The organism is Paenibacillus sp. PDC88 (assembly GCF_900106725.1).
GTDB classification, from domain to species: domain Bacteria; phylum Bacillota; class Bacilli; order Paenibacillales; family Paenibacillaceae; genus Paenibacillus; species Paenibacillus shunpengii.
This window is the reverse complement of record NZ_FNNT01000002.1, coordinates 208,033-223,841: the sequence shown is the minus strand read 5'-3', so window position 1 is coordinate 223,841 and position 15,809 is coordinate 208,033. Positions and strand designations below refer to the sequence as shown.

Sequence of the window (15,809 nt, the reverse complement as noted above, 5' to 3'; positions counted from 1 at the left end):
GGATGTTATGAAATACGGTGGATGGACCACACAATCCCTGGAGTACCCGCTCCACCAAGATCCAAAGCAACAGTTAAGCCATTAGCTGCGTAGAAGAGCCCTATAACGTCACCTGCCGTGAGCTGTACATCCCCTGTTAGTGTGACCGTTCCATTTCCGAGAATGGCTCTTAAAGTAAGAACTAAGGCCACGTTAACGTTGAGAACAGGGAATAATCCACTTATCAATGGTGTCGTTGTTGGCGAGGTTCTTTGCACAACAAATGCGGGATTAACTCCTGCTCCTAAGGAAATAGAGAGTGCTGCGGTAGTAGAATAATTGATGGTCGCATTAATCGTATAACGGCCTGTTGTCGGAACTGTAAAGTTCCCTGTAGCTTCATTAAATGTCGCACTATCGTAATAAGGGGCAGTGACTGTCCATCCTGTCAATTGAGTACTAGTCGAAGTAGACACCGCAGGAAGAAACGCGGAGAACCCATCAGTTCCTACGATCGTCCCCGTAGCCCCTGTAATTCCTGTTGCTCCCGTCAGACCTGTTGCCCCAGTTGTACCCGTTAAGCCAGTGGTTCCTGTTGCACCTGTCGCCCCTGTTAGTCCAGTGGTTCCCGTGGCTCCGGTACTTCCCGTCATTCCTGCTGTTCCTGTTGCGCCTGTCTCTCCGGTCGCGCCTGTCAGACCCGTGATACCCGTTGCTCCGGTACTTCCTGTCACTCCCGTTGTTCCTGTTGCACCCGTCTCTCCAGTGGCTCCTGTTAGTCCAGTGGTTCCCGTGACTCCGGTACTTCCTGTCACTCCCGTTGTTCCTGTTGCGCCTGTCTCTCCGGTCGCGCCGGTCAGACCCGTGATCCCCGTAGCTCCGGTACTTCCGGTGACTCCTACTGTTCCTGTTGCACCCGTCTCTCCGGTGGCTCCTATCGGACCTGTGATTCCCGTAGCTCCGGTACTTCCTGTCACTCCCGTTGTTCCAGTTGCACCTGTCTCTCCAGTGGCTCCTGTTGGACCTGTAATTCCTGTTGCTCCGGTACTTCCTGTCACTCCCGTTGTTCCTGTTGCACCCGTCTCTCCGGTCGCGCCTGTCGGACCTGTGATTCCCGTAGCTCCGGTACTTCCTGTCACTCCTGTTGTTCCTGTTGCACCTGTCAGACCCGTGATCCCCGTAGCTCCGGTACTTCCCGTCACTCCCGTTGTTCCTGTTGCGCCTGTCTCTCCGGTGGCTCCTGTCACACCTGTAATTCCTGTTGCTCCGGTACTTCCGGTGACTCCTGCTGTTCCTGTTGCACCCGTCTCTCCCGTCGCGCCTGTCAGACCCGTGATTCCCGTAGCTCCGGTACTTCCCGTCACTCCCGTTGTTCCTGTTGCGCCCGTCTCTCCGGTCGCGCCTGTCGGACCTGTGATTCCCGTAGCTCCGGTACTTCCTGTCACTCCTGCTGTTCCTGTTGCACCCGTCTCTCCGGTGGCTCCTGTCTGACCTGTGATCCCTGTGGCTCCGGTACTTCCGGTTACTCCTACTGTTCCTGTTGCACCCGTCTCTCCCGTCACACCTGTTCCGGTCGCACCTGTACTGCCCGTTACCCCAGCTCCTGCAAGCAGCGTATAGTCTGGGGACGTGCCTGGCGTGCCGCTTGGTGCTGCCACATTCGTTATATACGTACTGCCAAGGTACGTAACCACCTGTCCTGCGGGATAGCCTGGCGCCGCCAGCGGATCAAATGCTACTACTCCACTTAACCCTACTCCTGTGGCTCCCGTGACTCCTGGCGAACCTGTCGCTCCCGTCACACCTGCTCCGGTCGCACCAGTACTGCCCGTTACCCCAGCTCCTGCAAGCAGCGTGTAATCTGGGGACGTGCCTGGCGTGCCGCTTGGTGCTGCCACATTCGTTATATACGTACTGCCAAGGTACGTAACCACCTGTCCTGCGGGATAGCCTGGCGCCGCAAGCGGATCAAATGCTACTACTCCACTTAACCCTACTCCTGTGGCTCCCGTGACTCCTGTGGCTCCTGTAGCTCCAGTTGCACCGGTTTGACCAACACTTACGAGAAGCGTAAAATCAGGTGAAATTCCTGGTATACCTGCTGGATTCGCTGTTTTTACTATATATGAGCTTCCTTCAAAAGTAACAATTTGACCCGGCCCATAAGAACCTGAATTTACTGGATTGTAATCAACCGTCTGAGTTAACCCTGGAGGCCCTGCAGGACCGGCAGGGCCCGGAATACCTTGTGAACCTGCTGGTCCTGGTGGTCCTGGTGGTCCAGCAGGGCCTTGCCCACCGCTTCCTAATCCTTCAGAAGCTATGGTTAATGCTACACTTGTAGCTCTTATAATACCGACCAAACGGTCCTTCTCTTCAGGTAAGATGAGCAGCAGCAAAGTAACTTCTAATAAGTCATCCAACAAATCTTGTATATTAATGATGGTGTTCAGTTTAACAAAAGGCGTTACTTCTGAACTGGCAATAGTTAGCTCCAGAATGGACTGCAGGTGTGCTTTTACGACTCCAGGGAATGAAGAATGATTAACAAATTGCAGAAGATCCCGCAAGGTTCGCTGAAGCGCAGAAATATTCAATATAATCGACTGTGATATGGCAGCCGGAGCGGTTTTTTGTAAAACGGTCAAGAGCTGATTGAATCGTTCCAATTCATCCAGCATTATCGAAATTCCGACAAACCGGTCATTTGAGGAGTTACCGTCAGAACCTCTTCCCAGAAGCGACCGAATACTGACTCGTTTGCGTTTCTTTGACATTATTCACACCCTCCTTACATCAATTCTATGACGTATTCAACCCATACTTACCTACACATACTGCTCTGAATATATTCGGCAAAAGATAAAATGTTCCACGATGAACAAGATTTATCTCTATGGTTCAACAAAAAAAGCACCCCTTAAGGGTGCTTTTTACGATGCTTATACCATATTTCAATGAATATTACGATGATCTAAGTATTATGATGCAGGGCTGCCATGACAGGAAGAAGAAGACGGAACTCTGTACCTTCCCCAGGGATACTGTCGACCTCGATCGTCCCTTGGTGTGCATCAACAATATGTTTAACAATTGCAAGTCCCAGGCCCGTACCTCTGCCTACGTCCCGGACTCTTGCCTTATCTGCTTTATAGAAGCGTTCAAAGATAAAGGGAAGATCATCACGTGGAATGCCTTTACCTTCATCCTTGATTCGGATTTCAATAAAGCTTGCGTTAATCTGTTTCGCAATAATTTGAATTCTTTTATCGGAAGGTGTGTGTCTGAATGCATTATCAAGCAGATTTGTAAATACTTGCTCCAACTTGTCTTCATCTGCCGCTTCCAGGACAAGGCTCTCATCCTGATGAGTATAATCTAAGATTAGTCCTTGTTCCTTGGCCGCTACGCTGAACTTCCGATACACTCTTTCCAGCATTTGATTCAGATCAATTTTTTGCAAATTAATATCCGTATGTCCAGCTTCCATACGAGCCAGATCCAGCAAATCCTTAACCAACCTGCCCATCCGCAGTGATTCATCTTGTATAACCTGTAACAGCTCTTCACTTTCTTTGGGGGAGGCTGCCATACCATCGAGCAGAGCCTCGCTGTAACCCTGAATCATGGAGAGAGGTGTTCGGATCTCATGCGAAATGTTTGCAATAAAATCACTACGCATTTTTTCCAAATGCGCTTCTTCTGTCACATCTCGAAGCACCGCGACTGCTCCTCTGCTTCCTTGCTCGCCGTGCAAAGGCGCCATTTGGATCGACCATACGCTCTGCTTCACATGAAGCTCAGCACTCTGGTCCTGACCTTCAGTAACCACCGAATAAAATAAAGGTCTGAGCGGTGGGGGAACATCCTGAATGTTCGAAAAAGAATGTGCTTGTGAACCATGCTTCTCATCAGCGTCAGTCCAGTCAATGCCTTGCCATATCGACATTACTTTTGCTCCAGGAGGGTTGGTCGAGATCAGCCTTCCTTCTCCATCGAAGGATACGACGGCATCTGTCATGCTCCGAAGGACACTTGCTACACGCTCCTTCTCATGATTCAGATTCCGAATCGTATCCTCCAGCTCATCAGCCATATGATTAAAGGTATTAGCAAGCTCACCTATTTCGTCACTCGTTACAAGGGAGAGCCTTGTTCCATAGTTCCCTTTGCGGATTTCATTGGTGGCTTTGATGAGCTTCTGCATAGGCTGAGTAATTTTGGTAAACAAAAACAGCGCAAAAAACGTCGTCAAGCTAAAACCAACAATACACACGAGAACAAACATTCTTTTGATCTCACCAGATTCATCTGCTGAAAAATTATTGTCGATGTAGGGAAGTAAGAACACCCCTAGTGTCATAAGAACACAGGCTACGAGCAAAATGATCGTATACCACAGTTTTCCAACGAGTGATTTCCAAAAGTTCACTTATTTCGGAACCTCCAATTTATAGCCCACGCCCCACACCGTTGTGATCATGGAAGCCGCTTCAGGAGAGACGCGATTTAATTTTTCGCGCAGACGTTTAACATGAGTATCTACGGTACGAAGATCTCCGAAAAATTCATAATTCCAAACATCCTTCAAGAGGTCCTCACGTGAGAATACCTTGTCCGGAGAAATGGCCAAATAGTGAAGCAGCTCATATTCTTTGGGTGTTAAGCTAATCTCTTCACCGTTCGCTGTAACCCGATGGGCATCATGCTCAATCAGCAAGTGTGGAAACACGATGTTATTGCTCGAGTTGTTCTCCTTGGATAGATAAGCAGTTTCAGATGAACGGCGAAGAATAGCCTTGACTCTGTAGATCACTTCCCGGGGACTGAAGGGCTTGACCACATAATCGTCTGCTCCGACTTCAAATCCTTGGACTCGGTTAATTTCTTCACCCTTTGCTGTCAGCATAAGTACCGGAGTTGACTTGGCTTGCCGCAGCCGAGTACAAACTTCAATTCCGTCAATACCAGGCAGCATGACATCAAGCAGAATCAAACCATAATCTTCAGATGTCGCCTTATGTAGCGCCGTTTCTCCATCCTCAGCTTCGTCGATCTCATAGCCTTCCTTTTCCAAGTACATTTTCAACAATCTTCTAATTCTTTCTTCATCATCGACAACCAATATTCGGTTCTCATGTTCTGCCATTAGCAAGATTCGCCCCACTTTCCCAAAATCCAGTCTCCGTAGTATGCGCTAGTTGAATGTACAATATATAAAAGGACCGTGATTGTTTATTCTGTTCCTGCATAGGAGTGGAGACCTGAGATAATTAAATTCACGCCAACTAATGTAAACATTACAATTAAAAATCCGATCACTGCAAGCCACGCTGAATTTCTTCCCTGCCAGCCCTTGGACAGACGCAGATGCAGATAAGCACTATAATACAGCCATGTAATTAAAGCCCAGACTTCTTTAGGGTCCCATCCCCAGAAACGTCCCCATGCAATCTCTGCCCAGATCATAGCAAATATGAGTGCTCCGAGCGTAAAGATCGGGAAGCCAATCGCTATAGCACGGTAACTAATCTCATCCAGATCATCCGGATCAATATCTTTTAAATGTGGACTGATTGCTCGTCCTAGAGGTTTGCGAACAACGAGTCGCAGCAATCCATATAGAACAAGACCAGAAACAACTGACCATATCACTGTATTGAGCTTGCGGCCTGCATTTACACCATTCATCCAAGAAGGAGCTTCGAATAATGGTTCCTTCATACCAAGGAATGCAGTGTAGCTTTCGGTTTCACTATTGTAGGGTGCCACAATCGGCGGCATATGATAAATTACTTTTTCTATTGTACTATTATCGGTCCCCCCAGTGTCAACGTCAGCTGCTGCCTGCTGCGTGAAGACCGCTTCGTATCCACTAGCTCGAAATGCAAACACGGTACCGATAAAGCCTATTACAATAATAATAACAATCAGCGTGAATTCAACCCATCCTTGCTGTTTCTTATCAGATTTCGCAGAACTGTCAAATTTAACGGTCCGCAATAAATACATAAGACCTGCCGCAAATCCAACGGCAAAGAAGGACTCTCCGAGCGCAGCAAGAGTAACGTGTATATTGAGCCAAATCGACTGCAAAGAAGGAACTAGCGGCTGAACCTCCTGTGGAAATACGGCTGCATAGGCCATCAGAATAATGGTAATCGGAAGTGCAAATAGACCCAGAAGCGGTGTTTTGTATATCGCATATAAGACAATAAAAGCGATGATGACCATCATTGACAAGAAGGACATAAACTCATACATATTACTCACCGGAATATGCCCCGCGCCAATCCAACGTGTAAAGAAGTAGATTAGTTGAGCCACGAGTGCAGTTGAGGTTATAATCAGTCCGATTTTACCCCATTTCTTCACATGGACGATTGGATCCCGGTTGCTGAATTTACGGCCCATAATGGCAATTGCATATACAATAAACGCAGCACAATATAAGAAAAATGCGATCAGAAACGCATTGCTGCTAAGATCGAGTAAGTTGTTCACGCTTTGTTTCCTCCGTTATCCAAGAGTTTTTCGTCAACGATGATATCCAGCTGCTGAAGCACATCCGCTACCTCACGCCTTAAACCAAACCAGTTCTTGTTCGTATGTGCACCAAGCACGAGAGTTCCGTTATCTATTCGAATCCATACTCTCCGATGCTGCCAGTAGAATCCGAGAACTAGACCAAGCATCACAATGGAAGCTCCGACCCATACAAACGGCATCGCTTTATCAATTCGTATATTCAAATATGAGGTCGATTCAATAATATCCACATTTTCCATCCCATCCACATTCAGCTCAAGGGGCATACTGCCACCGTTTAGACGTTCATTAATCACATTTTGCTGGAAGCGTTCCTTATCAATTTCGAGTGGAAAATATAAATACTGTATCCCTTCTTCCGGAAGATCAGGACCAGTAATGGCGAATAAAAAGGCCGGCGCGTTCGGATTCGGTGACTTAGAGACCGGTACCCCTTCATCATTTAGTCCAAAATCCATATACTTCTCTTTCAGTGTTAGTGAATACGGGCCTGCCTCATAATGCTGCTCCGGATTCTGCATATCCAATTGAATCTTGCCGTAAGAGGTACCAGATGCAACATCAATGACCTCAGGAGATACGGAGCGAAGGATCGGCGTAAGGTCAAAGTCATATTGGTAAGCCTTCAAGCCCTCATAATCCAGCGGGTCGTTAACTCTTATAAAATGATGCTTAACCTCTTCAAGCTGAGGCGTCTTGGACGGATCTGTACAATCCGCAGTACATTCGTACAATTTAGCTTCCGTCTCAAACAGCTTAGGAACAATCCTGCCAAGATTCCTGAACTCCTCCGGTGTTTCTTCCTCCGAATAATACTCCACTCTAAAATCAATGTTCTCAAGATATAGTGTGGTATCAGGAATATTCTTGATCTCCCCTTGCGGAAATGAAATATGCTCGTCCATATGCAATCCAGGCAGTCCTCTGGCAAGAACGGCCAGCAGGAAGATGATCAGACCAATATGAATGACATAAGGTCCCCAGCGGCTAAATCGATATTTCTCAGCAAGCAATGCAGAGCCGTCTGTTTTTACTCGATAACCTTTCTTTTTGAGCGGCGCAACCGCTTTCTTAATCCATTCTTCTGCTTCCTCATCTGGAAACGCAGTTTGGTATGTAACCCGCTGCCTGGTTAAGAATTGAATATGCTTCGGAATACGTTGTTTGCTTAATGCCTTGTATAGCGGCAGTACCCGGTCTAAGCTGCATATAACCAGTGAAGCACCGATCATGACCAGCAGCAGGATAAACCACCAGGATTCGTATGTATGAGACAAGCCAAGTAAATAATAAATATGCCCGATTGTTCCGTATGTCTCTTTGTAATAAACAGATGGGTCCATATTGATAAAAGCATTTTCCTGCGGATAAATGGTGCCCAGCATCGCTCCGAGCAAAGTGATTACAATGAGATATATGGCTACTTTGACGGAGGAGAAGAAATTCCAGACGAGATCAATGATGTTCGGATCGCTCTTCTGTGAACGTCTGGCTATCCCGTCGTATCGCATTTCCAGCGGTTCGGTTGATTCAAGATCCTCCAGATGCTGAGGCTTGCCGCATGCTTCACAGAGCACTGTTCCTACTGGATTTTGATGGCCGCATTCACATTTTGTATTTTGAATCATGATGTCTCACATCCCCCTGTTTGCTCAGTTTGAATTCACCAGTTGCTGGATATGATACTCGAGTGTGTCTAAATTCAGCTGACCTTCAAATATTTCAGAGATCTTCCCATCCTTGGAAACAAAGAAAGTGGAGGGCATCGGTCCTACAGCAAAACGGCTTGTCGCGATCTTTTTCTCATCGTACATAATTGGAAAATCAACTCCAACTTGGCGCACAAAATTGTTAACCGTCATCTTGTCTTCACCAACATTGATCCCGATAAAGGCAACTCCCTGCTCTTTCCATTTCTCCCACTGCTCCTGCAGTGCCGGCATCTCATCAACACAAGGCTCACACCAGGTTCCCCAGAAATTAATGACCATCGGCTGACCTTCGAATTGATCCAGCTTGTGAACTGCCTCATCTATGCCTAACAGCTCGAAATCTGGAACTGAATCCCCTACAACAGGTTTGCCATCCGATTTGGCCGTTGAAGAGAATATTGCATAAGCACCTAGAATGACAATGAATATCAAAATAACAACCTGAACGGTTCTCTTTGATCTCCCCATCGTAAATACTCTCCTTTTATGACAATCTTGTCCAATTCAACTTCTAGCCTAATTATAACGAAAATTGTCACAAATCTGCGTCTGTTTTTTGAAAATTATGTGTCTTGCAACGGTTACGATGAAATGAATACAAAAAAAGAACTAAAGCATCAAGGTTATCTGCACTTTAGTTCTTTCTCATCGTTGTCTTTTTGGCCGGCTATTTTGTTGTTATCTGCGCGATTTCTTCTTAGAAGGATCGGATTTTGCCGACTGAAGAAGATTGTTGATCTCTTCAGCAGTCAGATGACGATATAAGCCCCGCTTCAAATTCTGCAGCAGCAGTCCACCGAAGGAGATCCGCTTCAATCGAGTCACGGGATGATTGATCGCTTCAAACATCCGTCTGACCTGACGGTTTCTTCCTTCATGAATTGTAATTTGGATAACAGCTTCGTTCTTCTCCGTATCTACATCCTTATACTCCACTTCTGCCGGAGACGTCATCCCGTCTTCGAGCATAATTCCATCACGAAGCTTGTCCAGTGATGTACCGTGCGGTACGCCTTTAACCGTCGCCAGATAGGTCTTCGGCACATGGTGCTTCGGATGTGTCAGCAAATGAGCAAACTCACCATCATTTGTAAGCAATAGAAGCCCTTCTGTATCGTAATCAAGTCGGCCTACAGGATAAACGCGTTCCTTAATTCCCTTAAGATAATCCGAAACAATCTTTCTCCCTTCGGGATCTGAAGCACTTGTGATGACACCTTTGGGTTTATTCATGATCAGGTATATCTTCTTCTCACTTCGAATCGGTTTACCATTCACCGTAATGATATCTTCATCGGGATTTGCCTTCGTGCCAAGCTCAGTCACGACTTCTCCATTCACTTCTACTTTGCCGGACAGTATGAGCTCTTCGCTCTTGCGTCTGGAAGCAATTCCCGCCTGTGCGATAATTTTCTGTAATCTCTCCATTTTAAATAAGTCACCTCAGGGATTAATGATACCCATCAGACAGAGAAATAACAAGGTCATGAACAGGAAAATAGCCCCTGAATCTCTCATCCATTGCATGAGATGTATTCAGAAGGCCATTTACTGAGCTGAATTTATCCAAATACGAGCAGACAAATCATGATGGCTGCCACAAATCCAACGATATCGGAGAACAATCCAACCTTAAGCGCATACCTGCCATTTCGAATTCCGACTGCCCCAAAATATACGGTTAATACATAAAGTGTCGTGTCGGTACTTCCTTGGATGGTGGAAGCGATTCGGCCAATCATAGAGTCAGGTCCATGCGTTTGGATAAGGTCTGTCGTAAAAGCAAGGGAGCCGGTCCCTGTTAAGGGTCTAAGAATACCCAATGGAAGCACTTCAGGAGGAACGCCCATCCACTGAAACAGAGGTGCTACAAGCCCTATAAAAAAGTCCAGAGCGCCTGATGCCCGAAATACACTGATGGCTACCATCATAGCGACCAAGCTAGGAATGATAGATATCGCCGTGCCGAAGCCTTCCTTTGCCCCATCGACAAATGATTCGTATACTGGCACTTTTCTAAAATAGGCATATACAGGGATAAAGGCAATAATGACAGGTATTGCCCATGTCGAAATGAGATTGATAAAGGACAGCATGTAAGCTCACCCTTTCGAGGATGATTCAATGATCGGCTTATTGAGGCGGTTTTTTGGAGGTGATGGTGCCTTAGGTGTCGGTGTTCTGCTTCGGAAATATCGATCGGCTGCGATAGCCGCAAATGTAGCAATTGCTGTCGCCATCAGTGTAGTGCCTACAATTTCAGCAGGATTTGCTGAATGGTAATTCAGCCGAATCGCAATCAGCGTGGTTGGTATAATGGTGATGCTCGCTGTATTCAGAGCCAGCAATGTACACATGGCTGGACTGGCTGTCGTTTTGTCCGGATTTAGCTCCTGAAGCTGCTGCATCGCTTTAATTCCCATCGGTGTCGCTGCGTTTCCGAGTCCAAACAAATTGGCGCTCATATTGGATAAAATATATCCCATTGCCGGATGCTGCTTAGGAACATCCGGGAATAGATAGGATACAATGGGACCTAGAAGCTTCGCTACTTTATTCAGCAGACCGGAATCCTCCGCAATCTTCATCATCCCCATCCAAAAGACAAGAACGCTGATCAATCCAAAGCATACGGTAACTCCCGTCGCTGCCCCATCAAAAGCCGCCTGGGTGACAAGCTCAATATTTCCCTTCGCTGCAGCAAATACAAATCCGATAACAATCATGGCAAGCCAAATCAGGTTAATCATCCGCGATCCCTCCCACTTCGATCACTTGCTCCTTCTAATTAAAGAGCTGGTCAAACACTCTCTTTAGAGAGCCGAACAGGGAATTCCCTTTTAACTGATCATAAGGAAGAGCAATGGTTTCTGCTGCTTTGTCCTTTGGAATGAAGCTGCCTTTTTCATAGACGGGTACCTCACCGATCTTCGCACCATTGAGAAGAAATTCAATCCTCCCCTTCAGCCCGAAACTGGCATCTGCCGCTTCACTCCGAGCTCCTGATTCTGACTGTTGATTGTAGAGCACCAGCTTGGTTCGAACCTCCCCGGCCTCTCCCGTTAGCAGTGGATATTTGAACGCATTCCCTGTAATATATTCATATTGCTGAATGGACTGCCCCTTCGCTGCCAGCTCGTTCAGCGGATAATGCTCAAAGCCGTAATCGAGCATATTCGCATGATCGTTCCAATCATTCCCATCATTTAAAGTTACGGCAACCAGTTGCTGACCATTACGCGTCGCCGAGCTTACAAGACAACGTAAAGCTTTTTTGGTATAGCCGGTTTTCACTCCATCTGCACCCTCATATAAACGGAGCATTTTATTTTTGTTGTGCCAATCATAGTCCCAGGATTCTTCGGGGTTGGGAGCCTTGTGTTCCTGTGTAGCAACGATGCGTTTAAAGTCGGCGTTATGCAGTGCATAAGCGGTCAGCTTGGCCATATCCTCAGCCGTTGAATAATGCCCTTCTGCATCCAGCCCATGCGGATTTCTAAACTGGCTATGTACAAGTCCGATCTCGTCAGCCTTCTTATTCATCAGATATACAAAGCCTTCCTCCGAACCTCCGATATGCTCTGCAATAGCCGTTGCGGCATCATTGCCTGAACGAAGCATCAAGCCAAAGAGCATGTTCTCAAGCGTCATCTTTTCTCCTAGTTTCAAGTACAGCGACGAGCCTTCTTTGCCAACTGCATTTTTACTAACTGTAACCGTGCTCTTCAAATCCCCCTGCTCGATCGCTACAATTGCGGTCATGATCTTGGTCAGGCTGGCAATTCGCATTTCCTTCTCCCCGTCTTTGCTGTAAAGAATCCGGCCTGAGGTCACATCAATGAGAGCGGCTGTCTGCGCATGGGTACTGAGCATAGGGGCTTCTACATGACCAGGTTTATGGTCAGCATGCGCTGGAATGGGTAAGGTAAATAACGACAATACCAAAGGCAATATAGTTATTTTCTTAAAGAGATTCATTTGCTTCCCTCCGGGTCCTTCGATTCAACTTGTACTAGTCTATGTATGGACAGGCGGAAGTATGTCCAACAAAAAGTCCCCTCCTGTAAGCATATGCCTCGGAAGGGACTTAAGTTTATTACACTTCGTAAGTTGGGGCTGTGGACGTTGCCATCCCCGAACCCATATTGTTCTTCTGGAAGATGCTCTGAATTTGATCAATGACCTGAGGTGCAGAATCAATGATCTTCTCAAACAGATGAGTTTGATTATCAAGAGGCACAATGTGTACGCCCTGCTTGCCTACAACAAGAAATGCGATAGGCCGGATCGATACGCCTCCGCCGCTACCGCCTCCGAACGGGTTAGCCTTGGAAGCGGAATTCCCACTGCTATTGCTGCTCTTAGACTCCGCTTCAGTATCGAGATGAAAATCACTTCCCCCTGCTGCAAAGCCAAATCCAACACGGCTGATTGGCAGTATTACTGTGCCGTGTGATGTCGGTGAAAGAGCCAACTAGCAACAGGTCAGAATTTGACCGTTTAGACGTGCTAAACCCCTACAGAAAATTTACCTTTACCGTAGGCTTACTGTCGATTGTTTCCCTAGACCATATGATACTATGGATGATCGACTTGTACGCTCTATTGCACGTTTTAGGGTCATCGCTTTCTGTGATTACTTCTCTTACATCCCTGATCGTAACTAGCATGTCCTCGTTCCGTGCGTTCTGTGTATTGTCTGACTCCTTCTGTATGTACTCATACTCTTGGGTCAGTTGGTGCAGAACAGCTTCAGCTTTATCCTTACGGTCAGCGAATACCTCGTCTGAGTAAACGCCCTTCTCGTAGGCAGAGTAGATACGATCAATTGCCTTCTCTTGCTCCTTAATTTCCTCAAGCTTCTTCTCTGACATCGCTAAGAGGTTACGGATGTCATCCAGGGTTACGCCCTTCTTGATGGCTTCCTCTAGCTCCACCTCTTTAAGCATAATCGCTTGAAGAACACTCTCCTCTATGACCTCCATACTGATACCCATATTGATGCATCGGTTACCCCAGTGGTCACGATGCTTACAGGATTTTAATAGGTCATGAGGGCGGTTGGAGCGTTTCTGAATCGCTAGTGTATTGCCACAGAAAGCACACCTTATGATCCCTGAGAAAGGGTGTTTCCCTGCCTTCCCTGCGTTAGGTGTTTCGCGCTCCCTGCTGATAATGAACATGATTTTGTCATGCTCTCGTTGAGTCTTGACTGCCTTGTGAGCATTATTTACGATCACCCATTCTTGCTTGGGCTTCATGATGATCGTTCCCATCGTAGGGTGCTTAGTCTTCTTACCTACGATGACTTTACCGAGGTGAACCTCATCACAAACGAGTCGTCTCACAACCTCGGGAGTCCACAGTTGATTGCGTGGAGAAGGGATTCCCTTCTTATTTAAGTCCCATGCTATATCAGTAGTCGTATACCCGTTGAGTACTCCCTCGATCATAGATCGGTACACTGGGAGGTTGCTCTCGTCAGGCTCAGCCTTCTTTGTCAGGCGGTTATAAACGTAAGGAAACGGTGGTGTTCCGTTACTCCAATTTCCTGCTAGAGCACCCCGCCGCTTGCCGCCGCGCATACGTCTTGATGTTGCCTTGTACTCCTGGCGGGCGATCATCCCTTGGAAGTCTGCAAGCATCATATCGGACTCATCATTAAGGTTGAATACCTTTTGAGGGGTAATAATAAGGGTGTCTGATAGAGCAAAAGTTTTCTCTATCTTAGACTGGTCAACCTTATCACCCCGCCCGAGACGGTCATAGTGAATTACCACTACAGCGTCATAAGACTGTGCTTCTACGTCCACGAGAAGTTGTTGCATTTTAGGGCGGGCAAGGATAGAATCCCCTGTCCCGATCTCCGCGTATTCGATGTACTGCCAGTCATTCTTTAGGCACAGCTCGACAAGTTCATCCCTGTGTCTGTCGAGGTCTTTCTCCTCATCTCCCCGCGATTTACGCAAGTAGATGGCTACGTGCCGTATGTCGTGTTTGTCGTATTGACTCAAGGTTCTACCATCCTTCCTTGGCTCTTTTACTAACTCCTCACGGAATTTCTTTCCTCAGTTTAATACAAAAACGCCTATCTGACAACAGCAGAATAGGCGTTTTATCGGTCTTAAGTGTGGTTGGCTCTTTTAGCGGCTTTCATCTCTGAGAGTATCTTGATGAACCGCTCACAGGCTTCAGGGGAAGGAGACCCGCTCACTATTAGCGTACTGTGACCCATATCGACCACAACATCCTTCACCACACTCTGCTCTTGTTGAACTTCCTCGCTCATCAGTATCAATCCCTTCCCCCTAATCTTTTCCCCTGTTCAGGTCACCTTATACCCCGACCTTCTCCTGGTGTGTATCCAGTATCCGAGCAACCTTTCGCATAATCCTTGACACCCTCATTTGGCTAATGTCTTCGAAGTCAGCGGTCTGTGTTTGATTGAAACCTTCCAGTCTCCGCTTCAAGACATTAAGCTCTTTCTCGTTCAGCTTCCGCTTTACCGAGTCGATCACAGCATCAACGTATACCTTATCAACCACCCCGTCCTCGATACCCTCGCCACTGTCGATGATGTCCATGAGGGTTACTACTTGGGACTGAGCAACGTCCATACCTACAGGCTCATCCAGGTACTTAACACCCTTCCCCACCTGAAGTGCTTTGGTGATCTTCTCCTCATCCTCGTCAAGCAACAGGGCAAGATCAGCGGAAGCAGGAAGGTATCCCATCTCATGCTCTAACCTATTGATCCTGTTAATCAATTCATTAGCCGTGCGGGTAGGACGGATGATACTTGCACTGTCTCGAAGGAAGCATCTAATCTCCCGCACAATTGCTGTGACAGCAAAGGAACTGAACTTAACGCCACGCTCCGTGTCAAAAGCCTTCACTGCTTTAAGGAACCCCATTCTGCCAAGTTGGAGGATGTCGTCTTTCTCTACGCAGTGTTTCTTGACGATCACTTCAGGCTTCCCAATGTACTTGTGAACCGAGTGCCAAATCAGGTTCTCGTTGACTAACATGCAGTCACCTAGGAAGCCCTCGTCTACTTTGCATCTTGCAATATTGCCCATGTAATCCATGGAGTAATGGTCTTTGTTGACCGCTAAATTAACCTTGATGTGTTCAGGTAAGTTGTCCATCTGCGTCCTCCTGGGTGATTTTTGGGTATAAAAAAGCGGGAGTCCGTTGGATTTCAACAAACCCCCGCCATTGGCTTAGAAGGTCTACTTCTTGCCTTGGATGCGGTCTTTAAGCGGCTTGGTCATCTTAGCGACCACAGTCTTGGTAGCGTGGATAATCATATCCTCACCAGTCTGCGGGTTCTTCGCTTTCTTCTCTCCTCGCTTACGGTTGAAGAAGTTGAAGAAGTTCGCAAGCTTGACATCCTTACCTGCTTCAAGCTTTTCGGTCACCATATCGAACACAACGTCGATACGCCGTTCCGCTTCCACTTTCGTGAGGTTTTCTTTCTCTGCCAGTTCAACCACAAGGTCTTTCTTGTATACGACTTCGTTAGTACTCGCCATGATGTAAATCCTCCTCAGAATGATGAATGTTATG

General features: G+C 46.9%; 14 protein-coding genes and 1 pseudogene. All 15 read right to left on the bottom strand.

Annotation, left to right across the window (positions count from 1 at the left end; all coding sequences use genetic code 11):
* Positions 1 to 5 precede the first annotated feature (5 nt).
* On the bottom strand, positions 6 to 2,756 hold the full coding sequence (locus BLW49_RS07600) for a collagen-like repeat preface domain-containing protein (RefSeq protein WP_305728139.1): 2,751 nt from the start codon (positions 2,754 to 2,756) through the stop codon (positions 6 to 8).
* Positions 2,757 to 2,953: 197 nt separating this feature from the next.
* The gene (locus BLW49_RS07595; protein ID WP_090723951.1) at positions 2,954 to 4,411 is read right to left on the bottom strand and encodes an ATP-binding protein; all 1,458 of its coding nucleotides are present in this window, start codon (positions 4,409 to 4,411) and stop codon (positions 2,954 to 2,956) included.
* Positions 4,412 to 5,128, bottom strand: a complete 717-nt coding sequence (locus BLW49_RS07590) for a response regulator transcription factor (RefSeq protein WP_076312917.1) — start codon at positions 5,126 to 5,128, stop codon at positions 4,412 to 4,414. It lies immediately after the preceding gene.
* An 86-nt stretch (positions 5,129 to 5,214) separates the two neighbouring features.
* On the bottom strand, positions 5,215 to 6,483 hold the full coding sequence (gene ccsA / locus BLW49_RS07585) for a cytochrome c biogenesis protein CcsA (RefSeq protein ID WP_076312918.1): 1,269 nt from the start codon (positions 6,481 to 6,483) through the stop codon (positions 5,215 to 5,217).
* Positions 6,480 to 8,156 carry a cytochrome c biogenesis protein ResB gene (locus BLW49_RS07580; RefSeq protein ID WP_076312919.1) on the bottom strand — a complete coding sequence of 559 codons (1,677 nt, stop codon included), beginning with the start codon at positions 8,154 to 8,156 and terminating at the stop codon, positions 6,480 to 6,482. The genes ccsA and BLW49_RS07580 overlap by 4 nt, the downstream gene beginning before the upstream one ends.
* 24 nt (positions 8,157 to 8,180) lie before the next feature.
* Positions 8,181 to 8,708: a redoxin domain-containing protein gene (locus BLW49_RS07575; RefSeq protein ID WP_047911104.1), complete on the bottom strand. Its 528-nt coding sequence runs from the start codon at positions 8,706 to 8,708 to the stop codon at positions 8,181 to 8,183.
* Between the two features lie 210 nt (positions 8,709 to 8,918).
* Positions 8,919 to 9,668, bottom strand: coding sequence for a pseudouridine synthase (locus BLW49_RS07570; protein ID WP_076312920.1), 750 nt, complete (start codon positions 9,666 to 9,668; stop codon positions 8,919 to 8,921).
* Between the two features lie 134 nt (positions 9,669 to 9,802).
* Positions 9,803 to 10,336, bottom strand: a complete 534-nt coding sequence (locus tag BLW49_RS07565; protein ID WP_076312921.1) for a spore maturation protein — start codon at positions 10,334 to 10,336, stop codon at positions 9,803 to 9,805.
* A 6-nt stretch (positions 10,337 to 10,342) separates the two neighbouring features.
* Entirely contained in the window at positions 10,343 to 10,990 is a 648-nt protein-coding gene (locus BLW49_RS07560; protein WP_076312922.1) for a nucleoside recognition domain-containing protein, read from the bottom strand.
* Between the two features lie 34 nt (positions 10,991 to 11,024).
* Entirely contained in the window at positions 11,025 to 12,218 is a 1,194-nt protein-coding gene (locus BLW49_RS07555) for a D-alanyl-D-alanine carboxypeptidase family protein (RefSeq protein ID WP_083655869.1), read from the bottom strand.
* 118 nt (positions 12,219 to 12,336) lie between these two features.
* Positions 12,337 to 12,699: pseudogene (gene ytfJ / locus BLW49_RS07550) on the bottom strand (GerW family sporulation protein); the annotation flags it as partial.
* A 58-nt stretch (positions 12,700 to 12,757) separates the two neighbouring features.
* Complete coding sequence (locus tag BLW49_RS07545; protein ID WP_076312923.1) at positions 12,758 to 14,254, bottom strand: recombinase family protein; 1,497 nt, start codon at positions 14,252 to 14,254, stop codon at positions 12,758 to 12,760.
* Positions 14,255 to 14,364: 110 nt separating this feature from the next.
* On the bottom strand, positions 14,365 to 14,538 hold the full coding sequence (locus BLW49_RS28745) for a hypothetical protein (protein WP_177178676.1): 174 nt from the start codon (positions 14,536 to 14,538) through the stop codon (positions 14,365 to 14,367).
* 37 nt (positions 14,539 to 14,575) lie between these two features.
* Positions 14,576 to 15,388: a sigma-70 family RNA polymerase sigma factor gene (locus BLW49_RS07540; RefSeq protein ID WP_076312924.1), complete on the bottom strand. Its 813-nt coding sequence runs from the start codon at positions 15,386 to 15,388 to the stop codon at positions 14,576 to 14,578.
* Between the two features lie 84 nt (positions 15,389 to 15,472).
* Positions 15,473 to 15,775 carry an HU family DNA-binding protein gene (locus BLW49_RS07535; RefSeq protein ID WP_076312925.1) on the bottom strand — a complete coding sequence of 101 codons (303 nt, stop codon included), beginning with the start codon at positions 15,773 to 15,775 and terminating at the stop codon, positions 15,473 to 15,475.
* Between the last annotated feature and the right edge of the window lie 34 nt (positions 15,776 to 15,809).

Excerpts from the sequence above, each read along its gene's own strand:
- BLW49_RS07600 (WP_305728139.1), bottom strand. The coding sequence starts at position 2,756 with ATGTCAAAGAAACGCAAACGAGTCAGTATTCGGTCGCTTCTGGGAAGA.
- BLW49_RS07590 (WP_076312917.1), bottom strand. The coding sequence starts at position 5,128 with ATGGCAGAACATGAGAACCGAATATTGGTTGTCGATGATGAAGAAAGA.
- BLW49_RS07580 (WP_076312919.1), bottom strand. The coding sequence starts at position 8,156 with ATGATTCAAAATACAAAATGTGAATGCGGCCATCAAAATCCAGTAGGA.
- BLW49_RS07575 (WP_047911104.1), bottom strand. The coding sequence starts at position 8,708 with ATGGGGAGATCAAAGAGAACCGTTCAGGTTGTTATTTTGATATTCATT.
- BLW49_RS07570 (WP_076312920.1), bottom strand. The coding sequence starts at position 9,668 with ATGGAGAGATTACAGAAAATTATCGCACAGGCGGGAATTGCTTCCAGA.
- BLW49_RS07565 (WP_076312921.1), bottom strand. The coding sequence starts at position 10,336 with ATGCTGTCCTTTATCAATCTCATTTCGACATGGGCAATACCTGTCATT.
- BLW49_RS07560 (WP_076312922.1), bottom strand. The coding sequence starts at position 10,990 with ATGATTAACCTGATTTGGCTTGCCATGATTGTTATCGGATTTGTATTT.
- BLW49_RS07555 (WP_083655869.1), bottom strand. The coding sequence starts at position 12,218 with ATGAATCTCTTTAAGAAAATAACTATATTGCCTTTGGTATTGTCGTTA.
- BLW49_RS07540 (WP_076312924.1), bottom strand. The coding sequence starts at position 15,388 with ATGGACAACTTACCTGAACACATCAAGGTTAATTTAGCGGTCAACAAA.
- BLW49_RS07535 (WP_076312925.1), bottom strand. The coding sequence starts at position 15,775 with ATGGCGAGTACTAACGAAGTCGTATACAAGAAAGACCTTGTGGTTGAA.